The following is an 11,889-nucleotide window of genomic DNA, read 5'->3' on the forward strand; positions in this document are numbered from 1 at the left end:
GGAAGACTTCAGCTCCCCCCCTCCTGGCCAGTGGGCCTGCTGGCTCTACTACGGTTTCGGCTCAAACGCTCGCTCTCTCCGCCGGCTCCTCCCTCACCCACACACACCCCTGCTCAGCTTGCACCTGACTCTCCCGGTCACCTCCACGATGGCAACCAGGTCACAACCACCGGCTACACGCCACTACCACAAAGCAATGATATAGTTGCATTGATTTCACTGAGAGAGAAACAGAGACTGATCCTAATCAGGGGAACACCGCAGAGAGGCAAGTGCATGACAAGGCACGCTGTCCCAGATCGTCGTCAGACAACTTCCCAAGCTCAATCGGTCCCGAGCCTCATCCTCTTCTTGCTCGTCCTCTTGCTGACTACACTCGCAGCCTGCACTCCTCCCCGGAGCACGACCACACCGTCTAATCCCGCTGTCCAGCCAACAACGCCTTCGTCGCCAACTCAACTGCCAGGCCAGCAGCGCTGGAAAGACGGGGTCTCGTCGCTGCTCTTTGGCACGAACGATACACAGGAGTGGAGCGAGAATAATATCGAGACGAATCCTACGTTTCAGGCAGCCCTGAAAACCGCCCACTTTACGCTCATGCGTACCTTTTTCTTTGACCGCAGCCTGGCCGATAACCATGCTACCAGCGATGCTGAGCTTGAGCAGCGCCTGCGCACGGTGGAGCAGAGTGGAATGACCTGCCTGGGGGTGCTGTTCAATATTTTCGATGTGGCTTTCCTGAAACATGTGGTGAGCTACGCCGGCTCTCGCTGCCTGCTCTATGAGTTCGGCAATGAGCCGGATTACAATGGGATCTCTAGCGCCAGCTATCTGAAACAATGGAATAGTGTGATCCCTCAGCTGCGCCAGCTAAATCCACGCGCCCGCTTCATTGGGCCGGTGATCAGCCAGCCCAGCGCCACGGACTTCTTGCGCGCCTTCCTGCAGGGAGCGCGCTCGTCGGGCGTGCTTCCCGACGCGATCAGTTTCCACTGGTATCCGTGCTGGCAGGATAGCGAGAGCAACTGTCTCAAGCTGGCCGACAGCGCAGCCGAGGCGGTCCAGAGCATGCGCTCCTTGACGCGCCAGCTGCTGGGACGCGACCTTCCCGTGGGGATTACGGAATGGAATTTCGATCCTGGCAATCCTCCCCCAGCCTACGGCGAGAAGAGCGACTTTATCTCGGCTTTTACGACCCGCGCCCTGCAGGCCATGATTCGCGCTGGCCTGACCTTCGCCTGCCAGTTCGACGCCGCCAGCTACGCAGGCTACGGCCACCTGGATTTGTTCGATGTGGATACCAACGCCCCGCGACCACAATACTACGCAATGAAGAGTTTCATTGCTCAGTATTATCCCGGCTCCTTGGGGTCACAACCAACACTTTCCCCGGCGCGCGCCAGTCCGCTGATCTCGCCCGGCAAGCCAGTCTTCTGCTCGGCCAACAACGATGGCCCAGGCGGACCAGCAGCCATTGTCGATGGCCACTACGGAAACTGGGCCTTTTGGCACGGAACACAGCGCTCCCTCCCTTCCTGGTGCGCAATCCATGTGGGCAGTGGCCCCTCGCGCTTGCTGCTCGTCTGGGCCAGCGATTACGTCTTCGACTACCTCAGCGATAACGGCTCCGCTCCTCGCTCCTATACCCTCGCCGTCTCTGCCAATAGCACCAACGGCTCCGACGGTTCCTGGAAAACACTGGTAACCGTCAGCGCTAATCGGGCTCGCAACCGCGAGCACTTGCTCCCTTTTACCGGGATGTCGTGGGTCAAGATGACGGTGACTGGCGTTCAGCCGGGCAATAGCGAGCACGAGTTTCTGGTCGATGAGATCGATCTCTTCGATGCCTCCAGCCAGGCCACTCTCAACGATACCTTCTTCTGTATGGGAACATCGATCACAGCCCTGGCCTTCAATCGCTTCAATGAGAATCGGCCTGCTCTCCCCGATCTGGTCCACGCTGCTTATCCTGACGATTTCCCCGCCCTGGTCAACGGGGGCATCGGCGGACAGACAAGCGATGGGATGCTTCAGCAACTGGATACATTGCTGGCGCTCAATCCCGACATGCACTATTGGCTCATCGAAGTAGGGACCAACGATGCCTTCGGTCAGGTTGATCCGGCCACCTATCGCCTGACGCTGCAGCGCCTGGTGGCACGCATTCAACAGGCCGGCCATGTGCCGATTCTGGCGCTGGCCCCGGCCAGCAACAGGCCCAGTGATGGCGACGCTCTGAATGCAGAGATCCAGCGGTTGAATAGCATTGTTCTGGAGATTACGCAGAGCGCTGGACTGATGAGGGGGCCAGACCTTTACACCCTTTTCCGCACCCATCCGGCCTATTTCAGCGAGGACGGCGTTCACCCCAACGCCGCCGGCATCGTCGCCATCAATCGCGCCTGGTTCGAGGCCCTGCGTTCCGACGGCCTCTGGCGCTAGTCGCGGCTTTGGCGCACCCGCTCCAGGCTCCCCTTCGTCCTGCACTCTTTTGCTTTGCAGGGAAGGGAAAAGAGCTGACCGGGGCCAGTCGGGCTGGCAGACCCAGGAGAGACGGCAGGGCCAGAGGGCAAGCGCCCCCCTCGCTCACCCTCTACCAGGATGCCGCGCCTCGTCCCGTTCGCCTCCTTCCTTAGCGCAGGCTGTTCTTGCTCGCTCGTAGTCAGGTCACCTGGTTCAGCTCAGCAGATTCAGCGAAGCCTGGCCGGCCTCCGCTCCCTTCGCCAGGCGCCGAACCACGGGCAGTCGATCCGTCTCTTCATCATCCTGGGCCGGAACCACGGCCTCGCTGGCACCGGCCACTGCCTCACCCTGATTCTGCCGTTCACTCTCGGCCTCTACCACAGCCTTCAGCGAAGCCTGGCCGGCCTCCGCTCCCTTCGCCAGGCGCCGGCGCCGAACCACGGGCAGTCGATCCGTCTCTTCATCATCCTGGGCCGGAACCACGGCCTCGCCGGCGCCGGCCACTGCCTCACTCTGATTCTGCCGTTCACTCTCGGCCCCTACCACAGCCTCTGGAGCCAGCAGCGCCTCCGCCGCCGGCTCGTCCCCACTCCTACCGCGGCGACGGAGCACCGCGTCAACCAGGCTCCTCAGATCGGAGCGAGGAATTGTGCGCAGCACGGTTGCCGCCGCCAGATAGACAACGATCGCCACGGGCACAAGCGCCAGAATCGACCAGGAGCGCAAGAGCCAGACCACCAGAGCCATGATCAGGCTGGCCCCCAGAGCTTTCAGAGCCACGGCCAGGCTCGCCCGCGGCCACAAGGTGCGGGGGATAAAGCCAAGGAAGGGACCGATAAAGAGCAGCTCCGTCAGCGAGGTCACCAGGGCCGCCCCATTCTGTTGGTAGAGAGGGATCAGCACCAGATTCAGGGAGAGATTAAAGACCAGGGCCACTCCGGCCATCAGCGTCATCTTGCGCTCCTGATGGATGCTCACCAGGACCGTGCTGAGAACCATATTCACGTAGAGGAAGACCAGACCGGGGGCCAGCAGCTGGAGGACAGCAAACGAGTGGATAAACTCAGGGCGATGATAGAGAAAGCCAATAATGTTAGGAGCCGCCACCACCATCAGCACCGCGGTCGGAATACTACAGAAGAGGAGAAAATTCAGCGACTTCTCGATCGCCAGGCGCAGAGCATCCTGCGCCTGCACAGCCAGCTTCGAAAAAACGGGGTACATAATGGCGGCAATTACCAGACTGGGCAGGAAATTCAAGGTATCGAAGAGGCGATAGCCAGCCCCATACCAGCCGACCATAGCGTCGTTGCCCAGGAGCGAGAGCAGGACCACGTCGAGGCGATAGTAGAGCACCCCCAGCACGCCGTAGATCAGGAAAGGCAGGCTAGAGCGCAACAGCAGGCGAATCGTTGCCCCATCCCAGAGCGGACGGAAGCCAACCCAGCGAAAGAAGCAGAGGGCCTGCCAGAGCATATTCAAGAGCGCGCCGCCGCAGAGAACCCAGGCCATCGCTATCACCCCGGCCCCATGCTTCAGGAGGAGGTAGCCCAGGAAGGCCGAAGAAGCCTTCTCCAAAATCGTGCCCACCACCGGCGCCACATTGCGCTCAAAGGCATAGTGCGCAGCAGCAAAAGCCGTCCCCACGCCCGTCCAGAGCAACGTCAGTCCGCTGATCATGACCAGTAGACGTACCTCACCATCATAGTGCAGTAGCCAGGGGATCAGCAGGAGCAAAGCATAGAGCAAGCCCCAGACAACCACCTTGATGAGCAGAGTATTCGCCAGATAGCGTATAGCCCGCCCCGGTTCCTGAGCAACATCGCGCGTCAACTGCTGGTTAAAGCCCTGCTCCATAGGGAAACCAACCAGAAGGGCGAGCGTCGTTGCAAAATAGAGTTCCCCAAACTTCACATCGCCCAGGAAGCGCCCATAGGCAATCGTCAACAGCAAGGTTGAGGTCCAGGTAATAGCCTGGCCCCCCAGGGAGATCAGGGTATTATAGACCACACGGCGCAAGCGCTGCATACCCAAGCACCTTTCAACGCCTGTCTTCAGATAGAGACTCTGACCTGACCACGCGAGCGGCGCGCTCTCGGCACGGCCCTCTTAAGGTATAGCAGCCCAGGGTGATGATGAGATAACGATGAGGGTAGAGAAGGAGTGATCTTCGGCCTCCTGCTCCTGAACGGCGAACCAGGCAACAAGCGGCAGCAGAACCAGGCTGCGTCGAGCCGGGCTGGTCAGGGTCAGCCTCGCCCAAGCGCATTACTGGACAGGAGCGCAGCAGCTCTCTATAATGAAGCACGCCCGGTAGAAGAGCAGCCGGCCAGAGCAGGGGCTGCCGAGCACCAGGATAGCCAGGGAGAGAAGGACTGACCGGCCCAATTGCCTGGCGTCGATAAGAGAGCAGTACGGGAGATGAAACTGCCAGCAGCCCTACTGCACGCCAGAAGTGACAGGGGCTGCTCTGTCACCGTGGTGAATGACCTCGCCTGGAGTGCCTTTGCTAGTCTGCTTTTGCTTGAGTGCCAAACGATGCCTATCGATGTTTTGGAGCGAGAGACAACGCTCTCGGATGAGGCGCTGGTGCGGCGCTGCAAGGAGGAACTTCCCCAGATCACCAGCAGCTTTGAGCTGCTGGTCGCTCGTCATATGCAGCGCGTCTATACGCTTGTCTATAAGATCATCAACAACAATGAGGAAGCCGAGGACCTGACGCAGGAGGTCTTTCTCAAGGTCTATCGCGCGCTGCCGCGCTTCGACATGCAATGCGCCTTTACAACCTGGCTCTACCGCATCGCTACCAATACGGCGCTGGATGCCCTGGAGCGTACTCAGCGGCAGCGGCAGCAGACGATCCAGATCAGTCGCGCTCGCACTCGCTCGCAAGCCCCTGGCGAGCCAGGCGAGTTGAACCTCAGCGAGCTACCAGCGCCAGGGCCAGCGCCCGAGGAGCTGGTGCTGCGGCGCGAGCTGCGCGACTGTATCAACCGTGTGCTGCGCCGCCTGGATCGCGAGCAGGTGCGGGTTCTGCTGCTGCGCGATCTGGAGGATATGAGCTATGAGGAGCTGTCTCAGGTTCTACAGGCCAGGTTGAGCGCAGTGAAGATGCGCGTCCACCGCGCGCGTCTGGCTTTTAAGGAACTCTTCGGCGAATTCTGTGGAAAGATCTATCAGGTTCTATCTTCTTCATCTCAGAAGAATCGTCACCAAAAGCGAGAGGAGTAACGCCTGTCATGAATTGTGAAGAGCTGTCGCGGTTGCTGCCGGACCTCGTGGAGGGGACCCTACCGCCAGCGTTGCAGGCTGAGGCTGAGGCAGCATTGCCTGGCTGCCCAGAATGCCAGCGAGAGCTAGAGCTGGCGCGTCAGGTGCGAACCTTGCTGAACGAGCTGCAGGCACAATACGCTGGCCTGCGCCTTCCTCCAGACTTCGAGCGGCGCCTGCTGGCTCGCATCCACACCGAGCAGAGCAGCCTGGAGTTGCTCGATCTCTCTTCTCAGACGCTGCTGCAGTGGCTGATCGATTTACTCAACTTGATTGGGGCCTTGCTCGATCCAACCACGGGCGCCCTGCGCCTGCAGACTCAACCCGTCTGATGGTGCACAGTAGAGGTGGTGGTCTTCTATGAGCTTGCAACCGTTACTGCAGTCGCTGCTGAGTGTAGGCACCAGCCTGCTGGCCTTCGTTCCTCGCCTGGTGAACGGTCTCATTGTTTTGTTGGTCGGCTACCTGCTGAGCTGGCTGGTGCGCTGGCTCCTGCGCTTCCTGTTCCGCCAGATGCGCCTGGAATTGCTCTTTGAACGTATCGGGCTGAGGCGCTCGCTGGCAGCACTTGGCATCCGCATTCCTCTGAGCGAGCTGCTGGCCCAGCTGGTCTTTTTCTTTTTGTTGCTGAGCTTCTCGATCCAGGCCGTGGAGCTGATGGGGCTGACCCCGGTGGCGGCCCTCCTCCAGGCCGTTCTGCTCTTCTTGCCCCGGGCTATCAGCGCCGCCCTCTTGCTCTTGCTCGGCTCGCTCCTGGCTCGCTTGCTGGGGAATACAGTAACCGCGGTGGCCCGCAATGTGAATATCGCTTACGCTGGCGCGCTGGGCAGGTTGATCGAGTATACGGTGGTGGCCTTCCTGTGCGTGCTGGCTCTGGCGACTCTCGGTGTTGAGACGACGCTGCTGACGACGAGCCTGACCATCATTGTGGCCGCGGCGGGCCTGGCCATTGCACTGACCTTCGCCTTTGGAACGCGCGAGGTAGCTCGCCATGTGATCGCCGGCTACTATGTGCGCCAGCAGTTCCGACGCGGTCAGCGGCTGACACTGGGCGATTATAGCGGTACGCTGCAGACGACGAGCGGGGCCTATACGACGCTAGAGATCCAGGCCGAGGATGGCAGCCGTCGCCTGCTCGCTTTGCCCAATGCCTTGCTGCTGCAGGGAGTGACCATCAGCGAGGAGCCTCCTCCTGCCCGCACCACTACAGCGGAGACGCCAGGCCCGGGCGAGGCTCCGGCTGCAGGTCAGGCACCCTCTGCTCCCGCGGGTGAACAAGGCACCGAGCCAGCATCTGGGCCAGGGCCTGGCCCTGGCCAGAGCTGAGCGGAGCGGACCGGACCGCTCGACAGGCTCGGCCTTCGCGTGCGCAGCGGAGCTGTCGAGCGCGCGGTCATCGTGAGCGTCCCATGAAAGGAAGAAAGGAGAGACAAGCAAACTATGCACTTCGGGGTAATTGTCCCACAGGGTTGGCGCCTGGACCTGGTGGCTGTCCCTGATCCCGTGGAGGCCTATGAGGCGATGACCCGCGTCGCTCGTGAGGCGGAAACCCTCGGTTTTCGCTCGGTCTGGCTCTACGACCACTTTCATACAGTACCTGTTCCCACGCAAGAGGTGACCTTCGAAGCGTGGATGTCTACCGCCGCCCTGGCACGCGATACACAGCGCGTGCGTATCGGGCAGATCGTGACGTGCAATAGCTATCGCCATCCAGCCGTACTGGCCAAGATGGCCAGTACGGTCGATGTGCTGAGCCACGGTCGCTTGATCCTGGGGATCGGCGCCGGCTGGTATGAGCAGGAGTATCGCGCTTACGGTTACGAGTTCCCTTCCACTGCGGAGCGCCTGGCACGCCTGGGCGAGGCGCTCCAGGTATTGCTGGCTATGTGGACCCAGGAGGAGGCCTATTTCGAGGGCCGCTATTATCAGGTGCGCGGGGCCATTAATCAGCCCAAGGGCCTGCAGCGTCCGCATATCCCGATCTTGATCGGCGGCAGCGGCGAGAAGGTGACGCTGCGCCTGGTGGCCCTCTATGGCGATGCCTGCAATTTGGGCGGCGACGTCGAAACAGTTCGCCATAAGCTGGCGGTGCTGCGTCAACACTGCGAGGCCGTGGGCCGCGATTATGAGAGTATCTGGCGCACGGTGATTATCGATGAGTGCGCCATCGCTGAGAGTGAGGCGGAGGCGGTGGCCAAGTTGCGCCCCGAGCAGCGCGCTAATTTGGAGCACCTGCGCCGTACCCAACTGATCGGTACTCCGGAGACCATCCGCTCCCGTATCGCTGAATATGAGGCTTTGGGTATCCAGGAGTTGATTATTCATTTTGTTGATGCCGCCACCAATCTCGAAGGGCTGCGGCTCTTTGCCCGTACTTGCCTGTCCGTCTGATCAGATATTAGATCTGATCGACTTATTCCGCTTCCCGAAAGCTACCCACCGACTCTTTGGGAGCATATCTATGTCGCCGAGTCTTCTTGCTTCCACACGGAACATAGGTGGATTCGGCCTTCTACTGGGATGCCTGGTCCGATCAATGGGACGGGTGGTATCAGGCCCAGCATAGCAATGGATACTATTGGGGTTCTAACTACACCAGTATAACCGCCTGGACTGATGCGGTCCACGAGAACGATGTGTTCTGCGCGCTCCAAAGCACATACGTGACCTACAGCGATAACAATTTGGTCGCGCACGGGCCAGGAAGCGTCGGCGGGTATGTGTCAACGTGGGACAGCGGAGGCTGCTCTTCCTGGCTACACTACGACTCATTCGTTAGTGGCGGCGCGTAGGTGCAGGCGCAGACACTGCCTCACTCTGGCTTGGGAAAGGGAACACTCTTATGTACAGGCAAAGTATCATGCGGGCATGTGGGGCCGCGCTCGCGCTCATGGCCCTTGTTCTTGGCGCAGGAGTCGCCCAGGCAGCCCCAGCTACTCCTACGTGTGGCATGACTCGCAGCGTCCCAATGATCGTCGGTCCAGTTCACTGCATCACGTCTCCGCAGGTCTATCGGACACCGAATGCCCAGTTCTTCGATCTCACGCGCTTGCCGCTCCACCTTCTCGCACCGGGCTACTACGTTGTAGACGGCCAGGCCGTCGGCAGCCACTACGAATACGCTTATGACTTGCACGCATCCCACGGGTCAGCGGTCGCAGCCATCGAAGTGGCAATTGATCCTGTTGCGCATACCGAGCTGATCGAGGTTGGCGTACCGGCGGCAGACTCATCAACCGCTCCACAAGCGCCCGCGACAGGCGGATCTGCGCGGAATGAGAAACAGGTGCAACCATCGAATCTCATCTGGTACAGCTCTGAAAGGCGCTGTTTCATCAGGAGGTCTGCAACATGAGAACACTCCAGCGGATCGAGGGTCTGAGCGGTGCATTTGCCAGCCTCCTGGGGCTGGCGGGCCTCCTCGTCGTGATCTTTGCACCACTTGGCACGTATGGCCGCACCAGCACCATAGTGGTCACCCCTGGATCGGGACCAGGCACGGCTGGCCCGACGACCACTCGGTCGGTCAGTCTGGTAGCAACAGGCATCTCGGCAACGGCGGCATACTTCCTTGCCTTCATCGCGCTCGTGATCCTTGGCATTGGCATCAGCGCAATCGTGCACAGCCAGACCCATTCTAACGCATGGCGGGCGATCCTGTGGCTCACCACTGCTTTGCTCCTGGCTGGTGTCGTCGTCGCGATACTGAGTGTCGGCCCCTTCCTCTTGCCAAGTCTGCTCCTGGCTTTAGTAGCGTCGGTGCTGGCCGGCCTCAATCGGCCCACGGCAGCCTAGCAGGGGGGAGACTGCTCCTCTGCCGAGTTTTTCTAGCTTTTCCTTCCTCAGCTGACAAGTTGCAGGAATAGAGAGATGCAGACAATGCTTACCAGGGAAGTGTGATCATGTTCTGTACTCACTGTGGCGCCGTTAATGTCGAGGAAGCCTCTTGCTGTCAGCAGTGTGGTCAGCCCTTGCCTGCCGCCACGCCAGCTTCAACCACTACTCCCCCCCTCGCTGTGGCCAGCGAGAGTGAGCAGACCTCATCATCGTCCGCCGGCCAGGAGGCAGCGAATCAGGCAGATCGGAAACTGGCCTCAGAGGCGACGCTCTCTCATCAGTTGCAGCCCCCTGCTTCGCACACGAGTGGCATTGGCATTTCCAAGCCGCCAGCCGGGTCTGCGACTACCGCCAGGAGCCAGATGGTCTCTGGTCCCGCTCGTACACAGCCGGAGTGGCCACTCAGGACTCTGGTTGCCCACGGCATCATGCCTTTGCGGCGAGATCAGGCGAGTATGGTGATGCTGATCGGCTGCGCTGCCGGCGTGGTGGGCTTCTTTTTGCCGTGGATTCAGCTGGATGGCTTTGATCCTCTCCTGCCAGCGCATTTCTCTATCAGCGGCCCCAATTTCGGGTTGATGACCTGGCTGCTGCTGCTGGCGCTGGTGTTGCAGGCTGCTCTGGCAGCAGGAGAGTCCTGGTTTCTGAAGAATAATCCGCGGCTGGTGGTCTGGCTACCGGCCCTTCCCTTGATCATTGGCTCATTCGTTCTGGCAATCGCAGTCTATACGCTCGGCATTGGCTTCCGCTTAGAGGGTTTGCTGGACCTGGTCAGGCCTCCTGCAGGGTCGATGCCAACTGAGGCGGGACCCAATATCGGAATCGGGCCAGGCACTTACCTGACGTTGCTCGGGAGCCTTATTGTGCTGGGGAGTGGCGCCTATCGCCTGGCTCGCTTACTGCTGCAGGCCCGTTTCCCGCAATAATGGTCCCCGACCGGGACAGGACCAGGCTACAGAATCTGCCTGAAGCGGGCCGGGTCGCCTGGTCAGGGAGGCTTCAGGATCTCTACCTCAGCCCGCTCAGCCTCAGCTTCAGGGGAGAGAAAGGTCAGCAGGCGCTCCCCTTCGGCGAGGAGTTCATCGCACTGGTCCGCCGATAGCGTGGCGAAGGGCGTGATGAGGAGCTTGCTGTGCCCGTGCTGTCGCTGGATGGTCCAGGTGCCGGCAACGAAGCCGTCGACAAGAATGGTTGACAGCACGCGCCCAGGTGGCAGCAGGACAGCTTGACGGTAGCTGGCTGGTAGGATACGCTCGCGCCTGGCATAGGCAAGGAGCACGTTGTCGAAGTCGGGGAGAAAGCGCACCGGCGCAGGCATGTCTGCCGGTGGCAAAGGTTGATCAGGGAGATCAAATAGCTCTTGACCTTGCTCATCGCGATAGAGGTGCAGCTCAGCGCGCATTGAGCGCAGAACCGGCTTCAGGTTGCCCAGGCCCGACCAGGTCTGCAGGTCCTTGAGGCTGGCTGGTCCAAAGGCCGCCAGGTAGCGCCGTACCAGCAGGCGTAGACCCTCCTCGGGCGGCCACGGCTCTCCTTCTTCACGAAGCCAATCGAAGGCAGTAGCATAGTGCGGGTTGTGGCTGAAGCCCCAGGCACCTTGATCGGGGACCTGGACCAGAGGAAGCTGCATGCGCACGAGATAGGCGATGTGGGCCGGCTCCAGCTCAGGAAAACGCTCGGCCAGACGCTGACGGAGGACTGCGAAGGTAGCAGGACCTTCCCGCAGCAGGCTTCGCGCCTCCTCCACGACAGCAGCCTGGATGGCAGGATCTCCTCCGCGACGAAAGAAGGACTGGAGCGAGCGAGTGAGAGCCGGCTGTAGAGCCAGACGGAAGCGCAAATAGTCGGCAGCGCTCACCAGATGCAGAGTGGCGCGCATCAGGGTGGCGCGGACGATCTTCCGCTGCTGAAGAAGATGAAGCAGCTCCTGATGATGAAAATGGCGCAGACGTGTCCAGAGTCCTATAAACGGCGGTGCAGGCAACTGAGCCTGCAGGCCAACCAGGTGCTCACTGGCCTCCAACGGAGACACCTCAACCCGCTCCAGGAGCCACTGGCGGGCCAGCGTGGCGCGATTGAGCTGACGCCGATTCAGGACAGGCTTGGTCATTGACCGACAAGATCCTCCCCTTTTCCTTCTTTCTTCCTGAGATTATTCTTTCTCATTCTCTTCCAGGTGGAAAGCGTGCATCAGGCCAGGCCGGCTCTTGAGGCCCGCTGGGAGAGCATTGCCTCCGACCTTCGCTCTATGCTATCCTGCAAACAAGACCTGGCATGCGGGGCGACGAGTGCTGATGCATTCCTCACCCCGCTCAGGCT

Annotated in this window: 10 protein-coding genes; 8 read left to right on the forward strand and 2 right to left on the reverse strand. The window is 60.6% G+C overall.

What is annotated here, in order from left to right:
* Window positions 1–276: 276 nt before the first annotated feature.
* Window positions 277–2,442, forward strand: coding sequence for an SGNH/GDSL hydrolase family protein (locus BGC09_RS13475; RefSeq protein ID WP_069804514.1), 2,166 nt, complete (start codon window positions 277–279; stop codon window positions 2,440–2,442).
* A 234-nt stretch (window positions 2,443–2,676) separates the two neighbouring features.
* On the opposite strand, the gene BGC09_RS13480 is transcribed toward BGC09_RS13475, so the two are convergent.
* A complete protein-coding gene (locus tag BGC09_RS13480) occupies window positions 2,677–4,491 on the reverse strand; it encodes a flippase (protein ID WP_069804515.1) in 1,815 nt (604 codons plus the stop codon).
* A 510-nt stretch (window positions 4,492–5,001) separates the two neighbouring features.
* Between BGC09_RS13480 and BGC09_RS13490 the strand changes: the two genes are divergently transcribed.
* The 7 genes from BGC09_RS13490 to BGC09_RS13520 all read left to right on the forward strand — a co-directional run bounded on the left by BGC09_RS13490 (window position 5,002) and on the right by BGC09_RS13520 (window position 10,496).
* Window positions 5,002–5,694 carry an RNA polymerase sigma factor gene (locus BGC09_RS13490; protein ID WP_176728924.1) on the forward strand — a complete coding sequence of 231 codons (693 nt, stop codon included), beginning with the start codon at window positions 5,002–5,004 and terminating at the stop codon, window positions 5,692–5,694.
* A gap of 8 nt (window positions 5,695–5,702) precedes the next feature.
* A complete protein-coding gene (locus BGC09_RS13495) occupies window positions 5,703–6,065 on the forward strand; it encodes an anti-sigma factor family protein (RefSeq protein WP_069804518.1) in 363 nt (120 codons plus the stop codon).
* A 28-nt stretch (window positions 6,066–6,093) separates the two neighbouring features.
* A complete protein-coding gene (locus tag BGC09_RS13500) occupies window positions 6,094–7,059 on the forward strand; it encodes a mechanosensitive ion channel family protein (RefSeq protein ID WP_069804519.1) in 966 nt (321 codons plus the stop codon).
* 114 nt (window positions 7,060–7,173) lie between these two features.
* Entirely contained in the window at window positions 7,174–8,124 is a 951-nt protein-coding gene (locus BGC09_RS13505; RefSeq protein ID WP_069804520.1) for an LLM class F420-dependent oxidoreductase, read from the forward strand.
* A gap of 451 nt (window positions 8,125–8,575) precedes the next feature.
* Window positions 8,576–9,088 (forward strand): hypothetical protein, encoded by a 513-nt coding sequence (locus BGC09_RS13510; RefSeq protein WP_069804521.1) that lies wholly within the window; start codon window positions 8,576–8,578, stop codon window positions 9,086–9,088.
* Window positions 9,085–9,528 (forward strand): hypothetical protein, encoded by a 444-nt coding sequence (locus BGC09_RS13515; RefSeq protein ID WP_069804522.1) that lies wholly within the window; start codon window positions 9,085–9,087, stop codon window positions 9,526–9,528. The genes BGC09_RS13510 and BGC09_RS13515 overlap by 4 nt, the downstream gene beginning before the upstream one ends.
* 107 nt (window positions 9,529–9,635) lie before the next feature.
* A complete protein-coding gene (locus BGC09_RS13520) occupies window positions 9,636–10,496 on the forward strand; it encodes a zinc ribbon domain-containing protein (protein ID WP_069804523.1) in 861 nt (286 codons plus the stop codon).
* Between the two features lie 62 nt (window positions 10,497–10,558).
* On the opposite strand, the gene BGC09_RS13525 is transcribed toward BGC09_RS13520, so the two are convergent.
* Entirely contained in the window at window positions 10,559–11,680 is a 1,122-nt protein-coding gene (locus BGC09_RS13525; protein ID WP_069804524.1) for a winged helix DNA-binding domain-containing protein, read from the reverse strand.
* Window positions 11,681–11,889: the final 209 nt, after the last annotated feature.

It is taken from the genome of Thermogemmatispora onikobensis (assembly GCF_001748285.1).
GTDB lineage: Bacteria > Chloroflexota > Ktedonobacteria > Ktedonobacterales > Ktedonobacteraceae > Thermogemmatispora > Thermogemmatispora onikobensis.